Raw genomic sequence first — 24,928 nt, forward strand, 5'->3', positions numbered from 1 at the left:
ACCCGCTTGCGACGGTCACCAGACTTTCAAATGCTGAGGAAAGTGGTGCCCGGGGACGGAGTCGAACCGCCGACACTGCGATTTTCAGTCGCATGCTCTACCAACTGAGCTACCCGGGCACGGGGATCGCCTTTGGTGCAAGACCCGGCGAAAGAGCGTGCGCTATAAGCATGGTCGCGGGGGCATGTCCAGCCCCGTTTCGACCTTTTCCGTTCAAGAAAGTGACGGGAGAGGAAGATGCGCATTCTACCCGCATTTGGCCGGCCTTGCGCCCCGGTCAGCCCCGTGAACCGTCTTCATTGGCGGGCCCGGCACTGCCGCCTTCGCCATCCTCGTCATCATCGGTACGGACGGGGACGCGATAACCCTCGTCCATCCAGCCGATCAGATCACGGTCGCGGCAGCCGCGCGAGCAGAAGGGGCGAAATTCCTGCACGCTCGGCTGGCGGCACAAGGGGCAGACATTCTTAATGGGCATGATGCGCCCCCAGCGCCAGGGCGTCGTCGATGCGCAGGTCCAGCGACCCGCCGCGCCGGCGCTCCAGCAGCTTGATCCAGTCCGGATGAGTGCGGATATCCTTGGCCACCGCAGCCGGCACCGTCAGCACGACCGGCCCGCCTCCTCCGCCGGCCGTCTCTTGCCGCTCGGCCGCGCGTAGCGCCGCCATGCTCGCCGCGCGCACCGGGTCGGCGCGCAGCAGTTCCATGAGCGAGGGCCGCTCGCGCTTGCGGATGATCTGCACGAAGCCAAAGCCGTTGACCGCCGTGCGCTCGAAGGGCTGGGGCAGATATTTGTCGATCTGCGCCGCCGCGATCAGGCGCTCGTCCTTGTTATTCATCGTCGGCAGATCGATGCCGATGGAGCCGGATATGCCCATGCGCGCAATGGCCTGTGCCGCGAGCTTGGCGCCTTTGGGGCCGAGCTGGGCAGGCGGCGCGGCGCCGTCCACATCGATGAGCGTCATCGCCGGCGTCGGGAAGATGCGCAACGCGGCATCCTCGGCGCCGACCTCACCGCTCATCGCCTCGGCCAGCAACTCGCTCCAGCCGGCCGCTTCCATGCGGTCGGCCTCATGCGCCGGGCATGGCACGATCGGCACGCCGCTCGCCTGCAGGCGCTGGAGCAGGCTCGGCCCGGGACCGGCCTGTACGCCGGGCTGCGCGATGCGCCCCTTGGCCAGCTTCTCGCGCGCCTCGTCCAGCCCCGGCTCGGCGATAGCCTCGCGCAGGATCTCGACGCGCACCGGCGCGCCTTCCGCCACCTTGGGCGGGATCGGCTCGATCAGGACCATCTCGCCGCTATCCAGCCGCGCGATGCCGCGCTTGCGGGCGATGAGCGTGCGCACCAGCCGCCCTGAATGAATGCCGCCTGCGCGGGCGCGCTTGTCTTCCCGCTCGATCTGAGCCTCGACGATCCGCCCGCCCCTCACCAGCGCGGCGCGCGCCTCGCCAATGCCCTCTTCATACAGCCAGTGGAGCGTCGTGGGTGTATCAGTCACAAGAATAGCCTGCTGAAAGGAGGAGCGTGCGCGTTTCGTAGAGCGGCAGGCCGATCACGCCGGACGGGCTGCCGGAGAGGGCGCGAATCAGTCCCGCCGCGCGTCCCTGAATGGCATAGCCACCCGCCTTGCCGTCCCACTCGCCACTGGCGAGATAGGCATCGATCTCCTGCGGGTGCAGGCGCTTGAAGGTGACGGTGCTGGTCGAGAGCTTGTGGCGCGCCTTGCCCTCAGCATCGATCAGCGTGACCGCACTCAGCACGCGATGGCGCCGGCCGGAAAGCAGCGTCAGGCAAATACGGGCGGTCGCCTCATCCTCCGCCTTGGGGAGAATGCGCCGCCCGCAGGCGACCACCGTATCGCCGCTCAGCACCAGCGCGCCGGGATGACGCGCCGCCACCGCCGCGCCCTTCTGCGCGGCCATGCGCGCGGCATAGGGCGCCGGCAGCTCGGTCTTGCCCGGCGTTTCGTCGATGTCGGCAGGGTCCACGCCATCGGGCGTCACGCCGATCTGGGCGAGAAGGTCCAGTCGGCGCGGCGAGGCGGATGCGAGAATGAGGCGCATGGAGTCGCCTGTCCGGCTACCGCGGGGCGGAGACGCCACCGCGCTGCCGATCAGGGCTGGCCGGGGCCAGGGCCGCCGCGGCCGGGCATGTAGCGATAGGTGATCCGGCCCTTGGTCAGGTCATAGGGCGTCAGCTCGACCAGCACTTCGTCACCGACGAGCACGCGGATGCGGTTCTTGCGCATCTTGCCTGCGGTGTGACCGAGGATTTCGTGATCATTTTCCAGACGGACGCGGAACATGGCGTTGGGCAGCAGCTCAACCACCTGCCCGCGCATCTCGAGGAGTTCTTCTTTGGCCATAATCTTCCAGTTTTTCGCGAATGGCGCCCCATAGCCGCAAAAGCGCGGATTGGGAAGCGATTGAGCCGTCCGGTGAATTTCAGCGCGTGTGCCAGTTCGGGCGGGTATCCACCGCGTCCGCAATGACGGAGAAAGCCTGCGCAATCTCGGCCGGCGTCGTACGATAAGGCGGCATGAGATAAATGGTGTTGCCGAGCGGCCGTAGCAAGAGCCCCTGCGCCAGCGCATGCGCCCGCAAGCGGGGGGCGACGTCCGACAGATAGCCGCCATCGGGCACCACCATGTCGATGGCCGCAATGGCACCGATCCGCCGGGGGTTGTGCAGGCGGCCACGGCCGGCGAGCGTTGCCAGCCCTTCATCAAGGGCCAAGCCCAGCGCGGCGATGCGCCCCGGCACATCCTCGTCTCGCCAGATCGCCAGATTGGCATTGGCCGCCGCGCAGCAGACCGGGTTGGCCGTGAAACTCGATGAGTGAAAGAACATCGTCGCGCGGTCCATGCTGCGGTGCGACTCGAAAATTGCTGCGCTGGCCAACGTCGCCGCTAAGGGGACTGCGCCTCCGGTCAGCCCCTTGGCCAGGCAGAGGATATCCGGCGCCACGCCGGCCTGTTCGCATGCGAAGAGCGTGCCGGTGCGGCCCCAGCCGGTCATCACTTCATCCACGATGAAGAGCACATCATGCTGCGCACAAATTTCGGCAAAGGCGCGGAGTGTTTCGGGCGGATAGAACAGCATCCCGCCGGCCCCGAGCACCAGCGGCTCGACAATGAACGCCGCAGGCTTCCCGCCCGTCCGGCACAGCCGCTCCAGTGCATCGAGGCTGGCCTGTACCTGCCCTTGCGCGGGAAAGGGCACCGTCTCCGCGTCGAACAGCAGCGGTGCATAAGCGCGATTGAACACGCCGCGCTCGCCCACCGACATCGTGCCAATGGTATCGCCATGATAGCTATGCTCGAGCACCAACAGGCGGTGCCGCGCCTCGCCGCGATTGTGCCAATGGCCGAGCGCCATTTTGAGCGCCACCTCGACAGCCGTCGACCCACTGTCCGAGAAGAATACATGATCCAGGCCGGGCGGGGTCAGCGCCACCAGCGACCGGGCCAGCGCCTCCGCCTGCGGGTGGGTGTAGCCCGCGAAGATCATCTGATCGAGCGTGCCCGCCTGCGCCGCGATGGCCGCCGCGATGCGCGGTTCGCAATGGCCGTGGGTGATGACCCACCAGCTTGAGATGCCGTCGAGCAGTCGATGGCCGTCATTGCAGGTCAGCCAAGCCCCGGAGGCGGAGACGATCTGCGGGATGGGCTCGCCGAGCCCGTGCTGCGTGAACGGATGCCAAACAGGGGAGGTCATGATGCCATGCCCATCGCCGTGCGCACCCCGGCCAGATCAATATGCGCGTGCATGGCCTGCCGCAGATGCGCGGCATCGAGCGGGTCCAGCATCGGCAGGCGGCCGAAGCTGCGCACACCGGTGAGCGCCGGCACGATCGTCTCATTGTCGGGATGTGCCTCCCCGACGAAGATCAGCCCGGCAATGGGGATGGACCGCCCCTTCAGAGCTTCGATGCTCAGCAGGCTATGGTTGATCGTGCCCAGCCCCGTCCGCGCGACGAGCAACACCGGCGCGCCCCAGCCCGCGAACAGGTCGATCATCAACATCGGCGGATCGCGGCGGACGGGCACCATCAAGCCGCCGGCGCCCTCGACGATCAGCGGACGCGCGGACGGGAGGGCGAGACGGGACGGGTCCAGCACAAGCCCTTCCCGCTCGGCGGCCAGATGCGGCGAGGCCGGGAGCGCCAATCGATACGCCTCCGGCAGGCATCGATCCGGCGCGACGCCGAGCGCCACGGCATCCGCACTGTCCGTGCCATCGGCCGTGCCGGCCTGGATCGGCTTCCAGTAGGAGGCGCCGAGAGCAGCAGCGAGGCCGGCCGCAACCACCGTCTTGCCGATGCCGGTATCGGTGCCCGACACAATGAGGGCGCCGCTCATGCCGGCACCTGTCGGAGCGCTTGCTGCAAGGCTTCCCCCAGTTCTGCGATGATCTCCTCATCGACATTCAGCGTGAGCGACAGGCGCAGGCGCGCGGTGCCGCGCGGCACCGTGGGCGGGCGGATACCGCGCACATCGAACCCGGCCTGCTGCAGCAAGGCCGCAACCTGCATCGTCCGCGCATCGTCCCCCAGCACGATCGGCAGGACCTGGCTGGCAGGCGCGGGAAGCCCCAGCGGCGCGCATAAATGCTGCGCAGCATGATCGATCAGATCGCTCAGGCGGGCGCGCAGATCGTCGCCCTCCAGACTGCGCGCCAGCGCGGCCTGCACCGCAACCGCCATCAGCGGCGATGGCGCCGTCGAGAAGACGAAGCTGCGCCCGCGATTGACCAGCAGATCGATGATCGGCCGCGTGGCCGTCACCAGCGCCCCCTCCGCGCCCAGCCCCTTGCCGCAGGTGTGGAGCGCAATGACATTCTCCGCCGACTCAAGATGCGCGCCCAGGCCCCGCCCGCCCGGCCCGTGAACGGCGGTCGCGTGTGCCTCGTCCAGCACCAGCATCGCATCATGTCGCGCGGCGACAGCGGCAAGGTCATCGACCGGCGCCCTGTCACCGTCCATGGAATAGAGCGTTTCGGCGACGATCCACACCCGCCCCGTGCCCCCCTCGCGCCGCCAACCGGCAATGGCATCGGCAAAGGCGTCGGCATCATTATGCTGCGCCAGCACGGAGCGGGCCTTGCCGAGCTTCATCCCGTCATGGGCGCTGGCGTGAATGAGCGCATCCGCGACGACAAGATCGCCCGGACCCGGCAGGCCGGCAAGAATGGCGATGTTCGCGGCAAAGCCATTGGCCAAAAACAAAGCCGCCTCGCTGCCGAATATCTGCGCGGCCTGCACCTCCAGTGCCTCATGCTCCGGCGCATTGCCGCGCAGCAGCCGCGACCCGCCCGAGCCGACCGGCACACCCCGCGCCAGCGCATCAGCCACCGCAGCCGCAATCGCCGGATCGCCGGCAAGGCCGAGATAGTCGTTGGACGCGAAATCATGGCCAGCGCGCGGCATGAGCCGTCGCCGGCGTGCGCGACGCTCCAGCGCGTCAAGCTGGGACTGGAAGGAGGCAAGCGCAGAAGACATGGCCGGCGCTATAGCGTCGGCGCCTCCGGCTCGCCAGCATCGCGGAGAGGGCCCATCGGCCAAGACGTGAAAAGCCCGCCCGGACAGGATCCGGACGGGCTTTCCTCCTCTCCCGTTTCCGGGATTGTGCGCCGGGATCTTTACATCGCCCCGTGCGCCAGCGCGGCGAGCAGAAGCAGCGCCACGATATTGGTGATCTTGATCATCGGGTTGACCGCCGGGCCGGCCGTATCCTTGTAGGGATCGCCCACCGTGTCGCCGGTGACAGCCGCCTTGTGGGCCTCGGAGCCCTTGCCGCCATGATGGCCATCCTCGATATATTTCTTGGCATTGTCCCAGGCGCCGCCGCCACTCGTCATCGAGATAGCGACGAACAGCCCAGAAACGATCACGCCAAGCAGCAGCGCGCCCAGCGCCGCGAAGCCCTGCGCCTGCCCCGCCACGGCGGTGATGATGAAATAGACCGCGATGGGCGTCAGCACCGGCAGGAGCGAGGGAATGATCATTTCCTTGATCGCCGCCTTGGTCACGATGTCTACGGTGCGGGCATAATTGGGTCGGGACGTGCCCGCCATGATGCCCGAATCGCTGCGGAACTGCTCACGCACATCCTCGACCACCGCGCCCGCTGCCCGACCCACGGCAGTCATGCCGAATGCGCCGAACAGATAGGGCAGCAACGCCCCCAGCAGCAGACCCACGATGACGTAGGGATTGCTCAGGGAGAAATCGACCGCGATGTCCGGGAAGTAGATTTCCAGATCCGCCGTGTACGCCCCGAACAGCACCAGTGCGGCCAGCGCCGCCGAACCGATGGCATAGCCCTTGGTCACCGCCTTGGTGGTGTTACCCACGGCATCGAGCGCATCGGTGCGGTGGCGCACATCATCGGGCAAGCCCGCCATTTCCGCGATGCCGCCGGCATTGTCGGTCACCGGACCATAAGCATCGAGCGCGACGACCATGCCGGCCAGTGCCAACAGCGAGGTAGCCGCGAAGGCCACGCCGATGATCCCGGCGATCTGGTAGGTTGCGATCACCGCGATGGTGATGACCAACGTCGGCAGCGCCGTCGATTCCAGGCTGATCGCCAGACCCTGGATCACATTGGTGCCATGGCCCGTGACGCTCGCCTTGGCGATGGACTTGACCGGGCGATAGTTGGTGCCGGTGTAATATTCCGTGATCCACACCAGCAGGCCGGTGACGATCAGGCCGATCAACATGCACCAGAACAGCGCCATGCCGGTATAGCCACCGGTGCCATCCAGCCCCGCGCCGATCGCCATATCCATGTCGCCCAGCACGCGGTTGGTGACATAATAGATGCCGAGCACCGAGAGGCCCGCCGTCACCCAGAAGCCCTTGTAGAGCGCGCCCATGATGTTCTGCGACTTGCCCAGCCGCACGAAATAGGTGCCGATGATCGAGGTGATGATGCAGATGCCGCCGACGACCAGCGGCAGTGACATCAGCGCCATGAGTTGCGCAGACGGCGCATCGACCAGCAGCGCGATGGAGACCATGGTGAGGCCGAGCGTCACCACATAGGTCTCGAACAGATCGGCGGCCATGCCGGCGCAGTCGCCGACATTGTCGCCGACATTGTCCGCAATGACCGCCGGATTGCGCGGATCGTCCTCGGGAATGCCGGCCTCGACCTTGCCGACGAGATCGGCGCCCACATCGGCCGCCTTGGTGAAGATGCCGCCGCCCAGCCGCGCGAAGATGGAGATGAGCGAGGCACCGAAGGCCAGCGCCGTCAGCGCTGCGATGATCGAGCGATCATTGGGCGCGAGGCCGCCCGGCCCGGTCAGATACCAGAACGTCCCGGCGATGGAGAGCAGGCCGAGGCCCGCCACGAGCATGCCGGTAACCGCGCCGGACCGGAAGGCCAGCGTCAGCCCGCCCTGCAGGGATTCGCTCGCGGCCTGCGCGGTGCGGACATTGGCTCGCACGGAAATGTTCATGCCGACATAGCCGGCGACGCCCGAGAGCACCGCACCGATCAGGAATGAGACGGTGGAGAGCAGACCGAGCGTGAAGAAGAGAATGATGGCGACGATGACGCCGACGATAGCGATGGTGGTATATTGTCGCCCGAGATAGGCTTTGGCGCCTTCCTGAATGGCACCCGCAATTTCCTGCATCCTGGCACTACCGGCCGGCGCGCTCAGCACCTGGCGACTGGTCACCAGACCATAGATCACGGCAAGCAGGCCGCAACCAATGGCGATCAAGACCGAGGTCATATCGCGTTCTCCCCTGTGACGGTGCCCGGGCGTTGACCGCCCATGTTCGGCTTTGGAGCGGAAGGTAAACCGCTCTCCCGTGCCGTCAAGCGGTTAAACGGAGGGGACGATTGGGAGGCGACCCTCACTCACCTTACCCCCGTTCGCATCGAGCGAAGTCGAGATGCCGCAAGCCCCGCTTACTGGGCGGGGTGTCTCGACTTCAGCTTACGGCTGAAGTTTATCCTGAGCGCGCGCCCTGCGGGCAGTCGAAGGCCTCGACACGAACGGGGCCAGGAATAAGGCCGTAACAGCTCACGAACAGGTCGCCGGCCTTGCGATCAGCCCAACGGCCGCACTCCCCTAATCCGTTCGTCCTGAGTAACCATTGAGCCTGTCGAAATGGCGTATCGAAGGACCGCTGGCGGCGCGATGCTTCGATACGGCGCCTCGATACGCGCCACGGCGCTACTCAGAGCCTACTCAGCACGAACGGAGGCAAGAGCGACCGTCGATCCCTAGCCGTGCTCGTAACCCAGCCGCGCCGGCAACGGCACTGCCTTGCCATCCAGCCGCACCGTCAGCCCCTCGCCATGCTTGAACCGCCCGACCTCCAGCAGTCCGCGCGGCGGCGCCAGCGTGCCGGGCAAGGCAACGAGCAGCACATAATCATCGCCGGCCGTCGCAGCAGCCAGCCGCGCCTCGATGCCGTTCCCGCGCAGCGACACATAGGCATCCGACAGCGGCACCTGATTGATCTCTACCGCGCAATCGCTGGCCAGCGCCATGCGCTGCGCGTCGATCAGCAACCCGTCGGAGACGTCCATCATCGCATGCGCCTGCGACGAGAGTGTCTGCCCGAGCGTGATATGCGGCGTGGGCACGCGATAGGCACGGATCAGTTCCGCCGGCTCCTTCAACCCCTCATCGAGCAAAGCGAGCCCAGCCCCTGCATCGCCGATCGGGCCGGAAACGAACAAGCGGTCGCCCGGTCGTGCGCCGGTGCGCGCCGGCACCTGTTCATGTGCGGGCACCTCGCCCATGGCGGTCAGGCTAAGCACGCGCGGCGCGCCCGCCGGCAGCTTTACGGTATCGCCGCCGATGAGGTGCATTCCGAAGCTGCGCAGCGCCCGCCCCAGCCCGTCCAGAAACGTCTCGTCCCAGCCGGGCTGACCCGTCAGTCCATAGTTTAGCAGGCAGGCAACAGGCACGGCGCCCTTGGAGGCGAGATCGGAGAGGTTGACCGCCGCCAGCTTCCAGCCGACGGTCTCGGGTGGATCGTCGGCGCGGAAATGCACGCCTTCGACCATCGTGTCGCTGGTGATGACGAGTTGCTGCCCCATGGTGGGCATCACCGCGACATCGTCCATCAGGCCGCGCGCCGCGGGGTCGCTCGCCATGGCGCGCAGACGGCGGAGAAGGTCCGCCTCCGCGCTCATCTTAGCTGCGCACGCTCTTGGCGATGCCGTCGAGCAGGCCGTTGACGAAGCCGGCCTCGCGCTTGTCGTAGAAGGCGTGGGCGACATCGACATATTCGCTGATGACGCTCGCCGTCGGCACATCGGCGCGGGCAAGCAGCTCATAGGTGCCGGCGCGCAGGATCTGCCGCATTGGCTTGTCGAGGCGCTCCATCGACCAGCCCTTGGCCAGCCGATCGATGATATGCTGGTCGATCTCGTCGCGGCGCGCGTCCACGCCCTTCACCACATCATCGAAGAAGGCCTGTTCGGCCGGGTGATAGGTCACGTCCTCGATGGTTGCGCCGAGGCGGTGCTGATGGAACTCGTGGAGGAGCAGCGGCAGAGGCGTGCTTTCCATCTCCTGCTGATAGAGCGCCTGCACGGCCGCCAGCCGCGCCGCAGAGCGGGACTTTGATTTCGTTGGCTTCATTGCGTCCTTCATATCGGTTCGGGCGCGCGATGGATACGGGATTTCCCAACTACCAACCGTCACCTGGAAACTCTAATTCCGTTCGCCCTGAGCTTGTCAAAGGGCTGTCCTGAGCGACTGCTTGCAGCAGTCGAAGGGGGCTGTCGTTCTTTCCGAACAAGATCGAAGAAAATACGGCCCTTCGACAGGCTCAGGGCGAACGGTCTATATTTAATCCTTATTCAGCCGCACCGCCACGCTGGCCGCGTGGGCCGGCAGCCCTTCCGCCTGCGCCAGCGCCAGCGCCGCAGGGCCGATGGTGCCAATGGCGCGCGCGTCGAGTTGGAGGAAGCTCGTGCGCTTCATGAAATCCAGCACGGAGAGGCCGGAGGAGAAGCGCGCGCGCCGCCCGGTCGGCAGCACATGGTTCGGCCCGGCGACATAATCGCCGATTGCCTCCGGCGTCATCCGGCCCATGAACACCGATCCCGCGTGGCGCACCTTGTCGAACAGCGGCTGCGGATCGTCCACGGCCAGTTCGAGATGCTCGGGCGCCAGCCGGTCGACCAGCGGCAGCGCGGCCTCAAGGTTCGGCACCAGGATGATCGCGCCATTGTTGGTCCAGCTCACCCGCGCGCGAGCGCCGGTCTCGAGCCGATTGAGCCAGTCCTCGACCGACGCGGCCACGGCTTTTGCAAAGGCCGCATCATCCGTGAGCAGGATCGACTGGCTGGTCTCGTCATGCTCGGACTGGCTGAGCAGATCGGCGGCGATCCATTCGGGATCATTCTTGCCGTCCGCGACGACCACGATCTCGCTCGGCCCCGCCACCATGTCGATGCCGACCACGCCGTAAACCTGCCTCTTGGCTTCCGCGACCCAGGCATTGCCAGGCCCGACGACGACGTCCACCGGCTTGATCCGCTCCGTGCCATAGGCCAGCGCCGCCACGGCCTGAGCGCCGCCAACCCGCCAGATTTCGCTGACGCCGGCGATGTGCGCCGCTGCCAGCACCGCCGGATTGAGTTGCCCGCCCGGCGTGGGCGACATCATCACGATGCGCTCGACACCAGCGACCTTGGCCGGGATCGCATTCATCAGCAGCGAGCTGGGATAGGCCGCCAGCCCGCCCGGCACATAAATGCCCGCCGCCTCCACAGCGTTCCACCGCGCGCCGAGCCGCACGCCGGCCTCGTCGGTCCAGCCGGCATCTTCCGGCTTCTGCTTCGCGTGATAGGTGGCGATCCGCTCGGCCGCGAGGTTGAGCGCATCGCGCAGCGGCGCATCGATCTGCGCATAGGCCTGCGCGCATTGCTCGGCACTGATCGACCAGCCCTGCGCATCGAGATCGAAGCGGTCGAACCGCGCGGTCAGGTCGGCCAGCGCTGCGTCGCCCTCGCCTCGCACGCGCCGGACGATATCGCGCACAGCCTGTGCGACATCCTCATCCGCCTCGCGCCGGGCGTTGACCAGCGCGTCGAACTGCACGGCGAACGCGGCGTCGCGGGCATCCAGCTCAAGCGGCACGGCTGGCCTCCACGGCAGCGCGGAAGCGCTCGACCATCGGCACCAGCTCGGCAGCGCGCATCTTCATCGCGGCGCGGTTGACGATCAGCCGCGCGGAAATGTCCATGATCTTTGCGGTTTCAGCGAGGCCATTGGCCTTCAGCGTCGCGCCGGACGAGACGAGATCGACGATCCGCCGCGCCAGCCCGAGCGAGGGCGCCAGTTCCATCGCGCCATTCAACTTCACGCACTCGGCCTGGATGCCCAGCGCCTCATAATGCGCGCGGGTGAGATGCGGATATTTGGTCGCGACGCGGACATGGCTGGCCGCGCCCAGCACCTCGGGCACGGCATCGGCCGGCTCGGCGATGGACAGGCGGCAATGGCCGATATCGAGGTCGACTGGCGCATACAGCTCGGAATAGCCGAACTCGGCGATCACATCCGATCCCACAATACCGACCTGCGCCGCACCATGCGCAACAAAGGTCGCGACATCGAACGCGCGCACGCGGATGATGGACAGGCCCTCGACATTGGTCGCGAACCGCAGCGCCCGGCTTTCCTTCTTATGGAACTCTGCCTCGGGCTCGATGCCCGTGCGCGCCAGCAGCGGCAGGGCCTCTTCGAGAATGCGTCCCTTGGGAATGGCGAATGTGATGGAGCGGCTCATAGCCGGCGCGCTTTAGGCCCTCACGCGCGAAACTGCAATTGCGGGCCGCATTCGCCCATCAAGGCAACGGATTGGCGCGCGAGGCATTGGTCAAGGAGACAAGAAGGAGACTGATGACATGGGTAAAGGCATCTTGCTGTGGCTGATCGGGATCCCGATTCCCATCATCATCCTGCTCTATTTGCTCTTCTGACCCGAAGACCGCGAAAGCGGACCGATGCCGGACAGGAAGCTCCGTTCGGCGTCGATCCGCCTTTTTCCTTGCGAAAGCATGCTGGCGCGCCAACGCGCGCCCCGCCTGTCCTCAATCCTCGAACGGATCGCGCACCAGGATCGTGTCCTCACGCTGTGGCGAGGTTGAGACGCTGGCGACCGGGCATTCGATCAGCTCTTCGATGCGGCGGATATATTTGATGGCCTGCGCCGGCAGGTCCGCCCAGGAGCGGGCGCCGACGGTGGTGCCTTCCCAGCCGTCCATCTCTTCATACACCGGCTCGACGGCGGCCTGATCGGCCGCGTGCGCGGGCAGATAATCGATGATTTCGCCATTCAGCCGGTAGCCGGTGCAGATCTTGATCGTCTCGAACCCGTCGAGCACGTCGATCTTGGTGAGGGCAATGCCCGTGACGCCCGAAAGCGCGCAGGTCTGGCGGACCAGCACCGCGTCGAACCAGCCGCAGCGGCGCTTGCGGGCCGTGACGGTGCCAAATTCATGGCCGCGCTGGCCGAGGCGCTCGCCGGTCTCGTCCACCAGCTCGGTGGGGAACGGCCCGGAGCCGACGCGGGTGGTGTAGGCCTTCACGATGCCGAGCACGAAGCCAGCCGCACTCGGCCCCATGCCGGAGCCCGAGGCGACCGTACCGCTCACCGTGTTGGAACTGGTGACGAACGGGTAGGTGCCGTGGTCCACGTCGAGCAGCACGCCCTGCGCGCCCTCGAACAGAATGCGCTTGCCGCCCTTGCGCACATCGCGCAGCCGCTTCCACACCGGCTCGGCGAACTGCAGCACGAACGGCGCGATCTCGCGCAGATCGGCGATCAGCTTGGCCCGGTCGATGGGCGGCTCGCCAAAGCCGGCGCGCAACGCGTCATGGTGGGCGGACAGCCGATCGAGCTGCGGCTCCAGCGAATCAAGATGAGCGAGATCGCAGACCCGGATCGCACGGCGACCGACCTTGTCCTCATAAGCCGGACCAATGCCACGGCCCGTGGTGCCGATCTTGCCCTTGCCGGCGGCCGTCTCGCGCAGGCCGTCAAGATCGCGGTGGATCGGCAGGATGAGCGGGCAATTGTCGGCGACGGCGAAATTGTCGCGCGTCACATGCACGCCCTGACCCTGCAGCTTCTCGATCTCTGCCTTGAGCGCCCAGGGATCGAGCACCACGCCATTGCCGATGATGGAGAGCGTACCCGTGACGATGCCCGAAGGCACGAGGCTGATCTTGTAGACCTGCTCGCCGACGACGAGCGTGTGCCCGGCATTGTGACCGCCCTGGAAGCGCACGACGCAATCGGCGCGGCTGGCCAGCCAATCGACAATCTTGCCTTTGCCTTCATCGCCCCACTGGGCGCCGATCACGGTTACATTTGCCATGGATACACGTCTCCGCCTGCCAGGCGGATCGCGACCACCCTTCGACAGGACTCGGTGGTCGGACTGGATCAAAGCGGGCGCGCCATCGCACCCGGTCCGGGGCGCCCGTTAGCCGCTCGATGGACCTTCCGTCAAGGCAGGTGCGGCGAGCAGGCATGTCAGGAGATGGGACCATTCACCAGCAGCAGACATCCGTTCATCGCATTGTAAGGCAGAGTTCCCGATCAAAAGGCCTGGCGTTTTTGAAAGTCAGGCTCATGATTCGCTTCCATTTACCTCGCGTCACGCTCATCGCCGCAATCGCGGCCACGGTCGGCGTCACCAGCCTGCCCGCCGATGCAAGCCTGCGCGATCGCATCCGCGAGCGCATGGCCGGGCGGATGCAGCAGGATATCGCTGCCGACAAGACGGTGGACGGGCGCGAAATGGCCTATGGGGGCGACCCGGCGCAGACCCTCGCCTTCTGGCCCGCTGTCGGGCAGAGGTCCGAGCCGGTGCCACTCGTCCTCTTCGTGCATGGCGGCGGATGGCAGCATGGCAACAAGACCAATGCCACCGGCCAGCGCAAGGTCGCGCATCTGACGGCGCAGGGCTATGCGCTCGCCTCCATCGACTACCGGCTGGTGCCGCAGGCGACGGTCGAGCAGCAAGCGGCGGATGCGGCCAGCGCCCTCGCCTATGTCATCGCCCACGCGGACAAGCTGAACATCGACCCCCGGCGGATCGTGCTGATGGGGCATAGCGCGGGCGCGCATCTCGTTGCTTTGGTAGGCACGGACCCGCGCTATCTGCGCGAGGCCGGTCTGGCACCAGATGCCGCCGCCGGCATCGTGGCGCTGGATGGCGCCGCATATGACGTGCCGGCCCAAATGAAGTCCGGACCGCGCATCATGGGCAAGACCTACACAGAGGCCTTCGGCAACGATCCGGCCCGGCAGCGGGCTCTCTCTCCGACGCTGCACGCCGCTGCGCCCAATGCGCCGGCCTTCCTCATCTTCCATATCGACCGCGAGGATGGCACCGCGCAGGCCCGCGCTCTGGCCGAGGCTCTGCGCAAGGCCGGAACGCCGGTGCAGATCGACCGGTTCGAGGGCAAAGGCCTGCAGGGCCACATGGAAATCAATCGCCAGCTGGGCGACCCGGATTATCCCGCCACGCCGGTGCTCGACAAGTGGCTCAAGGCGCTCTTCGCGCGCTGAGCGCGGCATAAGCCGGCGATAAGGGTCGCAATCGCGGTCGCGCCGGCCTATCATGCCCGCCCCAGCAAGAACGCCCCGGAGATAGACCCATGCGTGTTTTCCTGATCGGCCTGGCCACGCTCTCGCTCGCTGCCTGCGGCGGCGGCGCCAGCCAAGAGAATAGCGCAGGCGCAGCCAACAATGCCGCGCTGGCCAGCAATGCGATGGACAACGCCGCCAACGCGATCGACCATGTCGCGGCCATCGAAAATCTCTCCGAAACGCAGCAGCAGGCGGTCTTCCTGCGCGCCATTCGCGATGCCGATATTTCCTGCCGCGACGTCACGAAGGTCGAGCGGCTCGAGCCGGAAGGCGGCGTGCCCACCTGGCGCGCCCAGTGCGATCAGGGCGATGCTCATCTCATCATGGTCCAGCCGGACGGCAATGCGCAGGTCATGTCGCGCCCCACGCGCTGACCGCGCCCTCCCGGCAGGATCGTCAGCCAGGCCATTGCACTTTGCCGATGAGTCTCTAGCATCCTGAGCGGCCGGACAATCAAGCCGCAGGGGACGCGTCATCAGCCTGATATTGAGCGAGAGCAAGCGGCTGCGCATCGGCAGCATGATGACCTTCTATGTGGCGCAGGGGCTTCCGCTCGGGCTTTTCCTGACCGCGGTGGCAGCCTGGCTTGCCTCCAACCAGATGCCGCCTGCCGCCATCGCCTCGCTGGTGGCGACCGCCTATCTGCCATGGAGCTTCAAATTCATCGGTGCGGCGCTGATGGATCGTTATGCCTATCTGCCGATGGGGCGGCGGCGGGCCTGGCTGATCGGATCGCAGGCTGTCATCCTGATCGGCCTCACCGTCGCCGCGATTGCCGCACCGGGGCCGCAGGATCTCGGCCTCATCACCGTGCTCGGCGTGCTGATCTTCTCCGGCGGTGCCATTCAGGACGTGGCGGTCGATGGCCTCGCGGTCGATATCCTTCCGGATGAGGAACAGGGAACGGCCAGCGCCTTCATGTTCGGCGGACAGGCGCTGGGCATGGCCATTGGTGGCGCGATGGGGGGCTATCTGCTCCAGCATTATGGCGCCGCGATCGCCTTTGCCGCCTTCCTGCCCTTCAATGCCGGCTTCCTGCTGCTCGCTCTGGTGCTGCGCGAGCGGCCGGGCGAGAAGCTGCTGCCATGGACAAAAGGCCGGGCCTCGGCCGAGGCGCTGAGCGCCCACGGCCTGCCCTGGCTGCGCATCCTCGCCATCACCTTCCGCTCGATGATCAAGCGCGACAGTCTGGTGCTGCTCGCCGCCAGCGTGCTCGGCCGCGCGGTGGGCGGGGCATTCACTGCCTTCTGGCCGGTCTTCGCGACCACACAGGCGAATTTCAGCACCAGCAGCTATTCGGGGATGGTCGCCACGGTCGGCCTGTTGGTGTCGATCTCCTGCATGGGCGTCGGCTCCCTCCTCGTCGGGAAGATCGGGCCGCGCCGCGCGACCGTCATCACCTATGCCGGCTATGCGGTCATGTCGCTGGTCTTCCTGCTCTCGCCCGAGGTCGCGATGATCGGCACCGTCTTCGTGTTGCTCTCCATCGGGCGCGAGGCGACGGACATTCTGACGTCGATCAGTTCCAACCCGCTGCGGATGCGCCTGTCCGACAAGCGGGTCGGCGCCACCCAGTTCACCATCTATAATTCGCTGTCCAACCTGCCGGTCGCGCTGGGCGCCAGCCTTTATGCGTGGATCTACGGCGCGAGCGGCCTTGCATGGCTGATGGGCATCCTGATCGCGATGACAGTGCTGAGCTGCATCATCTTCGCCATGCTGCGCATCGGTGAAGTGGCTGACACGCCCGCCTCCAATGAGGACGACCTCATCCCGGTGATCAACTAACCGCCCACGGGCGTGCCGGCCAGATCGTCAGCCCGCCTCGTAGAATGTCCGGTAGGTATGCAGCACATGCACGCCGGTGACGATGCCGAAGCGGTTCATATACTCTTCCGCCTCGCGCGCCGCCTCGCGGAAATCATAGGTCGCGCCGATGGGCTTGGTGTGTCGGAGCGCCGTGCCGTCGACAACCCCGGTCTTCCAGCCTTTCTTCTCCGCAAGCACCGGCCATACCGGGTCCAACCCCCAGCCATATTTCAGCGAGGGAAAGGGAAAGACGATGTCGAACACTTCCCGGCGAAAGGCGACCAAAGGGCCGACCTCCGTAAAGTTCGTCTCGCGCACCAGCGCGCCCTTGCGCCGCCGCATGATGTCCCAGCCCCAATAAGAGTAGGCGCGTTGCGCGGGGCCACAGATCTTCAGCTCGGCATATTCGGCGAGCGTAAGGAAGGTGTCCATGAACTGGTCGGGCAGCTCGACATCATCGTCGGTCATCACCACCCAGTCGAATTCGCTAAGGTCATGCCGCGCTAGGAGGACATTGGTATTGTCCAGCTTGCCGAGATTATCGACGCCCTTGCTGTCAAAGGTGATGCGGTGTCGCTCGCTCTGCATCCGAGCATAGATTTCGCCCAGCGATTGCGGCGAGCGGTTCGACTGAACGCCAACCACGAGAACCCGCAAGCTCGGCATCGACTGGAAGTGCTGGGAAGCCCGAAAGCGGGCAATTTTGGGATCGATGGCGCGATCGTGGAAAACGTCCACCACCCGGCCTGAGAGATTCCTCGCGGTTCGACTCGCCCGACCCTTGATCCTTTTCAAAATTGCCATGAACGCACTCCCGCAAACCGTCACTCGCCCTACGACATGGGAGTTGACGTTTTATTCACGGCAAAGCGCACAGGATCGTCAGCCCGCCTCGTAAAATGTCCGGTAGGTATGCAGCACATGCACGCCGGTGACGATGCCGAAGCGGTTCATATACTCTTCCGCCTCGCGCGCCGCATCGCGGAAATCATAGGTCGCGCCGATGGGCTTGGTGTGCCGGAGCGCCGTCCCGTCGACGACCCCGGTCTTCCAGCCTTCCTTCTCCGCAAGCACCGGCCAGACGGTGTTGACGCCCCAACCATATTTCAGCGAGGGGAAGGGAAAGACGATGTCGAACACTTCGCGGCGGAAGGCGACCAGCGGACCGACCTCCGCAAAGTTCGTCTCGCGCACCAGCACGCCCTTGCGACGCCGCATGATCTCGCGACTCCAGTAAGAATATCCGCGCTGGGCGGGGCCGCAGATCTTGAGTTCGGCATATTCAGCAAGCGCGAGGAAGGTATCCATGAACTGGTCAGGCAGTTCGATATCGTCATCGGTCATCACCACCCAGTCGAATTCGCTAAGGTCATGCCGCGCTAGGAGGACGTTGGTGTTGTCCAGCTTGCCGAGATTATCGACGCCCTTGCTGTCGAAGGTGATGCGGTGGCGGTCGCTTTGCATCCGGCTATAGATTTCGCCAAGCGATTGCGGCGAGCGGTTCGATTGAACGCCGACCACGAGAACCCGCAAGCTCGGCATGGACTGGAAGTGCTCGGAAGCCCGAAAACGGGCGATTTTGGGATCGATCGCCCGATCGTGGAAAACATCCACCAACCGACCCGAAAGGTTCCTTGCGATCCGATTCGCCCGACCCTTGATCCTCTTCAAAATTGCCATGGACGCACTCCGCAAGCCGCCACTCACCTCTAAGCCATGGGAGTTGACGTTTTGTTTCACGGCAGGGCTCGCGGCCCTTATGCGATGGCCATCTCCGCGCCTTCCGTTTCCGCGATCCAGCCGCCGCCGAGCACCCGGTCGCCATCGTAGAGCACCGCCGCCTGACCCGGCGCCACGCCAAATTCTTCGCTCTCGAAGAGCAACCGGTCGCCATCCAGTCGGGCGGGAACGGGACGGGCCATGGACCGCACCTTTGCGCTCAAGCTTCCATGGAACGTCCCGCCGAGCCAGTTGATCTCGTCGAGCCGCGCGGCGCGCACGGCCAGTGCCGCCTTCGGCCCGACGATCACCCGGCGCTGCTCGGCATCCAGCCGCACGACATAGAGCGGTTCTGCGAGGCCGCCGATCTCCAGCCCACGCCGCTGGCCGACTGTATAATGGATCAGGCCCTTGTGCGGCCCCAGCACGCGGCCATCGATATGGACGATCTCCCCCGCATCATCGGCTTCGGGCCGGATTTTCCGCACCACGCCGGCATAGTCGCCATCCGGCACGAAGCAGATGTCCTGACTGTCCGGTTTGAGCGCAACCCCAAGCCCCAGTTCTGCCGCGATCTGCCGGACGACCGGCTTTTCCATGCCGCCGAGGGGAAAGCGCAGATAATCGAGCTGATCCTGCGTCGTTGCGAACAGAAAATAGCTCTGGTCTCGCGCGGGATCGACGGCGCGATGCAGCTCGGCGCCGGCCGGGCCTTCAACCCGCCGGACATAATGCCCGGTGGCCAAGCAATCGGCACCCAGATCGCGGGCCAGCGCGAACAGGTCGGTGAACTTAACGCCCATATTGCAGCGGACACACGGAATGGGCGTGCGGCCGGCCAGATACTCATCGGCGAAGCGGTCCATCACGCTTTCGCGGAAGCGGCTTTCATAATCGAAGACATAATGCGCGATGCCGAGCTTGTCTGCGACCGCCCGCGCATCGCGAATATCCTGCCCGGCGCAGCAGCTTCCCGTCCGCCCCACGGCGGCGCCATGATCGTATAGCTGCAGCGTGACGCCGATCGTTTCCGCGCCCGACCGTGCGGCCAGCGCCGCGACGACGCTGGAATCCACGCCGCCGGACATAGCAACGACGATGCGCTTGCCCTGCAGAGGCGTTGGAAGCTGAAAAAGTCCGTCCATTGGCACCATATAAGCGCATTGGGGCGCAGCGACCAGCACCCGCAACCGGTGACCAGCGAGTAAAGACCGTCCGTCGCGGTCTATGCACCGGTAATCTCACCTAACAACCTGTCACCACGGCCTTTACGAGCGCTTATCTTTTGGCTGCTAGCAGGGTGGCCATGGACATAAGTGCCAACCTCGATGATCAGGCCCTGCCTGTCGCCCTGGCAAGCGGACGCAACCCCCGGATTCCGGATCTGCGCCTGCTGCTCACGGTTCACGCCGCGCGCCAGGATACGACACCGACGGCCCGGGCCATTCGTGAAGCCGATCTTCCGGTCGTGCTTGCGGATGAGCCGTCACGGCTGAGCCTGATCTTTGCATCGGACACACCGAGCCCCGCAGCGCTGCGACGCGCGGCGGGATCGTTCAATGCATCCGTGGCGGCATTCATGGCGGTGGGGACCAATGGTGAAGGCGCCGTTCACTCTGGCGGTTAGCCGGAGTGAAAAGCTTTGGGGTCAACATCATGAGCAAGAAGACCGTGTCAGACCGATCCCCGTCGGTGAATGAGGAAAGAATGATCGAGAACCAGAAGATTCGCCCTGCTCAAGTCGTCGGCCCTCTCGGTGAGCCGCTGACGCTTGACTCGCTGCCGCCCCCGTCGACCACCCGCTGGGTGGTGCGTCGCAAGGCGGAAGTCGTGGCGGCCGTCAATGGCGGCCTGCTGACAGTGGACGAAGCCTGTGCGCGTTACGATCTGACGCTCGAGGAATTCGCCAGTTGGCAGCGCGCGGTGGACCGGTCCGGCATGCCGGGGCTGCGGGTCACACGGATCCAGCATTACAAGTCGCTTTACGAGCGCCAACAGCGCTTCTGAGGCAGCGCGGGGCCTAGCCCCCCGCGCTCAAAGAAACAGGCCCGCCCGAGCCATCGGCGCGGGCCTTTCTTTATGCGCGATTGTGGGACGACTTTGCTTTGAGGCGGCGCCAGCGGCGCCAAAGCCACGCGGCGGTCATCATAGCCAGTCCGGGCAGCCAGATCAGCAGCAGTTCGGAGTAGGCCGTCTCCAGCCCACGTGCCGAGAAGAAGCCCGCGCCGATCGGGGAGACGCGGATCGGCTGCCAGTCGAGGAACAGCCGCTGATGGTCGAACGGCCATAACAGCATCACGCCCTGCCCGCCGTCGGTCAGCATATCGAGCAGAGGATGGGACACTGCGCAGGCGAACAGAAAGGCAAAGGCCGCTGGACGTCGTGCGCGCGGCCAGACCAGCGCGATCAGGCCGACCACGCCGAATGCAAACGCCAGCGAATGGGTAAAGCCTCGATGCCCCCATTTGCTGGCATAGCCGATGCCGAGGGGAAAGCCGATCACATCGAGGTCCGGCAGGGCAGCGAGCGCACCCCCGATGATCGCAAGGGCTGGCGCAATCCGGCGCCGGCCCAGCGCACCGCCGGTGAATAGGGATATGGCGGCATGGCTGAAGATGGTCGGCATGTCGCCTCTCTGCGCGACTTTCGGCTGTCAGCCAACCGCCATCGTCGACGCTCAGTAGCCGACCGTCAGCCCCACGGACACATAACGGTCCCCGACATTGCCCTTCACGGCAACGCGGGGCAGCAGGGGCATGGCGACGGTGCCATAGACGCGCGGCTCCTCGCCGCTGATCCGCGCGCCGATGCCGATGCGCAGGGACATAGGGATCTGATAAGCCGCTTCCACCCGGCCATAGGCAGCCGTACCGCCATCGCGCAGATAAACCCCGGCGCCCGGCGTGAGGCTGAAGCCTGCAAAGTCCACCGCATAACCAGCGCCCAGTTCAGCACCCCAGCGCCCATTGGCGCGGGCATAATTGCCCTCCGCCCCCAGCCCTTCTGCCTGCGCGGGGACGGCAAGACCCGCAAGAAGAAGCCCCGTGCAAGAAATCAACGCGGTGCGAATGGTCATTGTCATGGGGAACTCCGGGAAACTGGCTTCGCGATCGGCTAGACGGGCAGTTCCGCAGCAGCAACGTTGCGGGGACGAACCGAGTCGCCGGCGCGACGGACAGACTCCGGCCCCCCCGCGAGCCATCGCGCACAGTTCCGCGCGAAAAGTGGCAAGGCTCCGGGCACCCTTTTGCGTTGCAACCGTAATGATAGCCGTTACGCCTCAGGGTTCCGATGGCGATTGAAACGGGGAAAGCATGATCGAAGCAGGCCGCCTACAGCCCCACCCTCGCGGACACGTCGAGGCGGGGGTCGCGGGGAGCGCGTCGGCATGAAGGGCAATTATTGGCGGGCTGCCAAGGCCGCGAAAGCCTGCGTGATCGTCGATGCGGAGGATTATTTCCGGTTCGCGCGGCAAGCCATGATCCGCGCCCGCAAGCGCATCATGCTGGTCGGCTGGGACTTCGACGCGCGGATCGAACTCGCGCACCGGGGAGAGGGGCAACCCGATGGACCGGAACCGACTACCATCGGCGATCTCATCTACTGGCTGGTCGAGACCAATCCCGAGCTCGAAGTCTATCTGCTACGCTGGGACCTCGGCGCCATTGGCTCGCTGTTCCGCGGCAAGACCATCTTCACCGTGGCCAAATGGGCCATCCATCCGCGCATCCATGTGAAGCTGGACGCTCATCACCCCACCGGCGGGTCGCATCATCAGAAGATCGTCGTGATCGACGATTGCTTCGCCTTTTGCGGCGGGATCGACATGACCGGCGACCGGTGGGACACGCGCGCCCATCGTGACGAGGAACCCGAGCGGCATCGCCCCGGCAAAGGGCCGGCCTACATGCCCTGGCACGATGCGACGACCGCGCTGCAGGGGCCGGCGGCGGCTGCGCTGGGCGAGCATTCGCGCGACCGCTGGAAGCGGGCGACCGGGCAGACCATTGCCGGCATCCGCAGCAAGCATGACGTCTGGCCGGAAGCGCTGCCCGTGCAATTCGAGGATGTGGAGGTTCTCATCGCCCGCACGGCACCCAAAATGCCGGATCAGCGCGAGGTAACCGAGATCGAGCAGCTCTATATCGAGCAGATCGGGCGCGCGAAGCGGTGGATCTATGCCGAAAGCCAGTATTTCGCCTCCCGCCGCATCGCCGAAGCCATGGCCCGGCGACTGGACGAGCCGGACGGGCCGGAGATCGTGATCGTCAATCCCGAAGCCGCGCAGGGCTGGCTCGAACCGCTGGCGATGGATACCGCGCGCGCCCGACTGGTGGCCGCGCTGCGGCGGCGGGACAAGCATGGCCGGTTCCGGCTCTACCATCCCGTCACCCGCGATCAGGAGCCGATCTACGTCCACGCCAAGGTGATGATCGTGGATGATATGATCCTGCGCGTCGGCTCATCCAACATGAATGCGCGGTCCCTGCGGCTCGATACGGAATGCGACGTGGCCGTGGACTGCTCCCGGCCGAGCAATACAGGATGCAGCGCCGCCATCGCGGAGGTTCGCAACGATCTGCTGGCCGAGCATCTCGATGCCAGTATCGCACAGGTCCAGAAAAAGCTGGCCGCCAGCGGATCGCTGATCGAGACGATCGACGCGCTCCGCTTCAAGGGTCGGAAAAATGCGAAGAGCCGCCGGCGCACGCTGGTGCCCTATGAGATTCCCGATCTCACAGGCGTCGAGGCCTGGCTGGCGGACAACCAGATCCTCGACCCGGAAGGACCGGACGACATGTTCGAAGCCCTCAGCAACCGCGGCCTGCTCCGCCGCCTCTCCGGCTGGCGCCGTAGCAGGGTCTGAGCCTCCCCAACGATCAAGCGGGTAGCGCGGCACAGCCTTATTGTCGGCCTCACCCGACTTGCTTCCGCGCGCGAAGGGTCTAAACCTGTAATCGATTGCGACGCCATTAGGGCAAGGAGAGGAACATGACAGGTTCGGGTGGAGAGGGCGCAAGTCGTCGGGCGCTTCTGCAAGGGCTTGTCGCCACCGGTGCCTTAGCCAGCGCGGCGCGACCGGCGCAGGCGAGTCCCGAAGCCGTCGGCGGGCGCGGTCCCATTTTTGCCGGCGCAGGCATGGCGGATGTCGAGACCGCTAACGGCCGGGTGCGCGGCTTCATGCGAGGCGGGATCACCATGTTTCGCGGTATCCCCTATGCCGACACGACCGGCGGCGCCAATCGCTTCCTCCCGCCCAAGCCAGCCAAGCCCTGGACCGGCGTGCGCAGCAGCCTCGCCTATGGGCCGATCTGCCCGCAGGACAAGGGCACAGGCCGCCAGAATGACGAAGAGGCCTTCATTTTCCAGTGGAATGACAGCTTCGACGGCGAGGATTGTCTGCGCATCAATATCTGGACGCCCGGCACGGACAATGCCCGACGACCGGTGATGGTCTGGCTCCACGGCGGCGGGTTTGTCGCCGGCTCCGGGCACGACGTCCCCGCCTTCGAGGGCTATAATCTCGCCCAGCGGGGCGACGTGGTGGTCGTCACGCTCAATCAACGTCTCAACCTGCTCGGTTTTCTCGACCTCTCCTCCGTGGACCCGGCCTATGCGCAGTCCGGCAATGTCGGCATGCTGGATATCGTCGCGGCGCTGCAATGGGTGAAGCGCAATATCGAGGTCTTTGGCGGCGATCCTGGTCGGGTCACGATCTTCGGCCAGTCCGGGGGCGGCGCCAAGGTTTCGACGTTGATGGCCATGCCCGCCGCGCGCGGCCTGTTTCACCGTGCGATTGTTCAGAGCGGGTCCTTTGCAAAGGCCACGCCCCACGCCCAGGCCCGTAAGCTGGGGCAACTCATGCTGGCGGAGTTGGGCATCGGCAAAACCGATCTGCGCGCCTTGCACTCCTCACCCTATGATCGCTTGCTGGCGGCGAGCTCGGCCATCTTCCGCCGGGAGAATCCGCCACTGCCCGAAGGCGGCTCCATGGAGGCTCGGACCCGCGGCCGCTACGGCTTTACCCCGGTAGTGGATGGCGCGGTGCTGCCCGCCAATCCCGACGCCCCGCAGTCCCTTGCGCTGTCGGCTGATGTGCCGCTGATCGTCGGCACGACCCTCAACGAGTTCACCACCGGGATCAACCAGCCGGACTTTTTCACGATGAGCGAGGCGGAGCTGCTGAACCGGGCTGATCGATACACGGGAGGGCGCGGCGCGGCGGTGGTGGCCGCGTTTCGTCGGACGACGCCGGAGGCCCTGTCCTGCGACATCTGGTCACGCATCGCCACCGCACCGATCCGCCAGACCGCCATCGATCAGGCGAGCGGCAAGGCCGCGCTGCGTCGCGCCCCGGCATGGCTTTACAGCTTTGATCGGAGCACGCCCGTGCTGGACGGGCGTCCGCGCGCCTTCCACTGCGCGGAAATCCCCTATGTCTTCGCCAATGCCGAACGATGTGCCAGCATGACCGGCGGCGATGCCGAGGCCCTCAAGCTGGAGGCCGAGATGGCCGATGCGTGGATTGCTTTCGCGCGGACGGGCAACCCCAATCATGGCGGGCTGGCGCAATGGGACCCTGTGGTGGGCCATGGCGCGCAGACCATGCGGTTCGACACCGTCTCGGCCATGCGAACCGGTTGGGACGAGGCCGAGCTCGGCGCGATGAAAGGCTGACGACCCACGCCCGATCGACGGTAAGGAAAAGGGGGCGACCTTGCGATCGCCCCCGTCTGTGCTCTCCGA

General features: G+C 65.8%; 25 protein-coding genes and 1 tRNA gene. 7 read left to right on the top strand and 19 right to left on the bottom strand.

Annotated features, from left to right (window positions below):
• Positions 1-43: 43 nt before the first annotated feature.
• The 14 genes from M2332_RS08660 to M2332_RS08725 form a co-directional block, all read right to left on the bottom strand.
• Positions 44-119, bottom strand: a tRNA-Phe gene (locus M2332_RS08660).
• 158 nt (positions 120-277) lie between these two features.
• The gene (locus tag M2332_RS08665) at positions 278-478 is read right to left on the bottom strand and encodes a DNA gyrase inhibitor YacG (RefSeq protein WP_264573745.1); all 201 of its coding nucleotides are present in this window, start codon (positions 476-478) and stop codon (positions 278-280) included.
• Complete coding sequence (locus tag M2332_RS08670) at positions 468-1,505, bottom strand: ribonuclease (protein ID WP_264574931.1); 1,038 nt, start codon at positions 1,503-1,505, stop codon at positions 468-470. Before M2332_RS08670 ends, M2332_RS08665 begins: the two co-directional genes overlap by 11 nt.
• A complete protein-coding gene (locus M2332_RS08675; RefSeq protein ID WP_264573746.1) occupies positions 1,492-2,064 on the bottom strand; it encodes a Maf family protein in 573 nt (190 codons plus the stop codon). Before M2332_RS08675 ends, M2332_RS08670 begins: the two co-directional genes overlap by 14 nt.
• A 50-nt stretch (positions 2,065-2,114) precedes the next feature.
• Complete coding sequence (gene infA / locus M2332_RS08680; RefSeq protein ID WP_181558542.1) at positions 2,115-2,366, bottom strand: translation initiation factor IF-1; 252 nt, start codon at positions 2,364-2,366, stop codon at positions 2,115-2,117.
• Positions 2,367-2,445: 79 nt separating this feature from the next.
• The gene (locus tag M2332_RS08685; protein WP_264573747.1) at positions 2,446-3,717 is read right to left on the bottom strand and encodes an adenosylmethionine--8-amino-7-oxononanoate transaminase; all 1,272 of its coding nucleotides are present in this window, start codon (positions 3,715-3,717) and stop codon (positions 2,446-2,448) included.
• Positions 3,714-4,361, bottom strand: a complete 648-nt coding sequence (gene bioD / locus M2332_RS08690; protein ID WP_264573748.1) for a dethiobiotin synthase — start codon at positions 4,359-4,361, stop codon at positions 3,714-3,716. The genes M2332_RS08685 and bioD overlap by 4 nt, the downstream gene beginning before the upstream one ends.
• Positions 4,358-5,500 (bottom strand): 8-amino-7-oxononanoate synthase, encoded by a 1,143-nt coding sequence (locus M2332_RS08695; RefSeq protein WP_264573749.1) that lies wholly within the window; start codon positions 5,498-5,500, stop codon positions 4,358-4,360. Before M2332_RS08695 ends, bioD begins: the two co-directional genes overlap by 4 nt.
• A gap of 140 nt (positions 5,501-5,640) precedes the next feature.
• The gene (locus M2332_RS08700; RefSeq protein ID WP_264573750.1) at positions 5,641-7,752 is read right to left on the bottom strand and encodes a sodium-translocating pyrophosphatase; all 2,112 of its coding nucleotides are present in this window, start codon (positions 7,750-7,752) and stop codon (positions 5,641-5,643) included.
• A gap of 497 nt (positions 7,753-8,249) precedes the next feature.
• The gene (gene thiL / locus M2332_RS08705) at positions 8,250-9,170 is read right to left on the bottom strand and encodes a thiamine-phosphate kinase (protein WP_264573751.1); all 921 of its coding nucleotides are present in this window, start codon (positions 9,168-9,170) and stop codon (positions 8,250-8,252) included.
• A 1-nt stretch (position 9,171) separates the two neighbouring features.
• A complete protein-coding gene (gene nusB, locus M2332_RS08710; protein WP_264571892.1) occupies positions 9,172-9,621 on the bottom strand; it encodes a transcription antitermination factor NusB in 450 nt (149 codons plus the stop codon).
• A 210-nt stretch (positions 9,622-9,831) separates the two neighbouring features.
• Positions 9,832-11,127 carry a histidinol dehydrogenase gene (gene hisD, locus M2332_RS08715; RefSeq protein WP_264573752.1) on the bottom strand — a complete coding sequence of 432 codons (1,296 nt, stop codon included), beginning with the start codon at positions 11,125-11,127 and terminating at the stop codon, positions 9,832-9,834.
• Positions 11,117-11,779 (bottom strand): ATP phosphoribosyltransferase, encoded by a 663-nt coding sequence (gene hisG / locus M2332_RS08720; protein ID WP_264573753.1) that lies wholly within the window; start codon positions 11,777-11,779, stop codon positions 11,117-11,119. Before hisG ends, hisD begins: the two co-directional genes overlap by 11 nt.
• Positions 11,780-12,083: 304 nt before the next feature.
• Positions 12,084-13,373 (bottom strand): adenylosuccinate synthase, encoded by a 1,290-nt coding sequence (locus tag M2332_RS08725; protein WP_264573754.1) that lies wholly within the window; start codon positions 13,371-13,373, stop codon positions 12,084-12,086.
• Between the two features lie 368 nt (positions 13,374-13,741).
• On the opposite strand from M2332_RS08725, the gene M2332_RS08730 reads away from it, so the two are divergent.
• The 3 genes from M2332_RS08730 (at position 13,742) to M2332_RS08740 (ending at position 16,441) form a co-directional block, all read left to right on the top strand.
• Positions 13,742-14,572 carry an alpha/beta hydrolase gene (locus M2332_RS08730; RefSeq protein ID WP_264574932.1) on the top strand — a complete coding sequence of 277 codons (831 nt, stop codon included), beginning with the start codon at positions 13,742-13,744 and terminating at the stop codon, positions 14,570-14,572.
• An 89-nt stretch (positions 14,573-14,661) separates the two neighbouring features.
• Entirely contained in the window at positions 14,662-15,027 is a 366-nt protein-coding gene (locus M2332_RS08735; protein WP_264573755.1) for a hypothetical protein, read from the top strand.
• Between the two features lie 112 nt (positions 15,028-15,139).
• Positions 15,140-16,441, top strand: a complete 1,302-nt coding sequence (locus M2332_RS08740; protein ID WP_264573756.1) for an MFS transporter — start codon at positions 15,140-15,142, stop codon at positions 16,439-16,441.
• Between the two features lie 27 nt (positions 16,442-16,468).
• Here the strand turns inward: M2332_RS08740 and M2332_RS08745 are convergent, their stop codons facing one another.
• The 3 genes from M2332_RS08745 to mnmA all read right to left on the bottom strand — a co-directional run bounded on the left by M2332_RS08745 (position 16,469) and on the right by mnmA (position 19,326).
• Positions 16,469-17,200 (bottom strand): hypothetical protein, encoded by a 732-nt coding sequence (locus M2332_RS08745; RefSeq protein ID WP_264573757.1) that lies wholly within the window; start codon positions 17,198-17,200, stop codon positions 16,469-16,471.
• Positions 17,201-17,344: 144 nt separating this feature from the next.
• The gene (locus tag M2332_RS08750) at positions 17,345-18,076 is read right to left on the bottom strand and encodes a hypothetical protein (RefSeq protein ID WP_264573758.1); all 732 of its coding nucleotides are present in this window, start codon (positions 18,074-18,076) and stop codon (positions 17,345-17,347) included.
• A 143-nt stretch (positions 18,077-18,219) separates the two neighbouring features.
• On the bottom strand, positions 18,220-19,326 hold the full coding sequence (gene mnmA, locus M2332_RS08755) for a tRNA 2-thiouridine(34) synthase MnmA (protein WP_264573759.1): 1,107 nt from the start codon (positions 19,324-19,326) through the stop codon (positions 18,220-18,222).
• A gap of 161 nt (positions 19,327-19,487) precedes the next feature.
• Between mnmA and M2332_RS08760 the strand changes: the two genes are divergently transcribed.
• Both M2332_RS08760 and M2332_RS08765 read left to right on the top strand, forming a co-directional pair.
• Positions 19,488-19,808 carry a hypothetical protein gene (locus M2332_RS08760; protein ID WP_264573760.1) on the top strand — a complete coding sequence of 107 codons (321 nt, stop codon included), beginning with the start codon at positions 19,488-19,490 and terminating at the stop codon, positions 19,806-19,808.
• An 80-nt stretch (positions 19,809-19,888) separates the two neighbouring features.
• Positions 19,889-20,188, top strand: a complete 300-nt coding sequence (locus tag M2332_RS08765; protein ID WP_181561284.1) for a DUF1153 domain-containing protein — start codon at positions 19,889-19,891, stop codon at positions 20,186-20,188.
• 70 nt (positions 20,189-20,258) lie between these two features.
• Here the strand turns inward: M2332_RS08765 and M2332_RS08770 are convergent, their stop codons facing one another.
• Both M2332_RS08770 and M2332_RS08775 read right to left on the bottom strand, forming a co-directional pair.
• Positions 20,259-20,807 (bottom strand): metal-dependent hydrolase, encoded by a 549-nt coding sequence (locus tag M2332_RS08770; protein WP_264571885.1) that lies wholly within the window; start codon positions 20,805-20,807, stop codon positions 20,259-20,261.
• A gap of 51 nt (positions 20,808-20,858) precedes the next feature.
• Entirely contained in the window at positions 20,859-21,263 is a 405-nt protein-coding gene (locus tag M2332_RS08775) for a hypothetical protein (RefSeq protein ID WP_413715950.1), read from the bottom strand.
• Positions 21,264-21,569: 306 nt separating this feature from the next.
• Between M2332_RS08775 and M2332_RS08780 the strand changes: the two genes are divergently transcribed.
• Positions 21,570-23,048, top strand: coding sequence for a phospholipase D-like domain-containing protein (locus M2332_RS08780; RefSeq protein ID WP_264573761.1), 1,479 nt, complete (start codon positions 21,570-21,572; stop codon positions 23,046-23,048).
• Positions 23,049-23,173: 125 nt separating this feature from the next.
• Positions 23,174-24,859 (top strand): carboxylesterase/lipase family protein, encoded by a 1,686-nt coding sequence (locus M2332_RS08785; RefSeq protein ID WP_264573762.1) that lies wholly within the window; start codon positions 23,174-23,176, stop codon positions 24,857-24,859.
• Positions 24,860-24,928 lie beyond the last annotated feature (69 nt).

The organism is Sphingobium sp. B11D3A (assembly GCF_025961695.1).
Classification (GTDB): Bacteria; Pseudomonadota; Alphaproteobacteria; order Sphingomonadales; family Sphingomonadaceae; genus Sphingobium.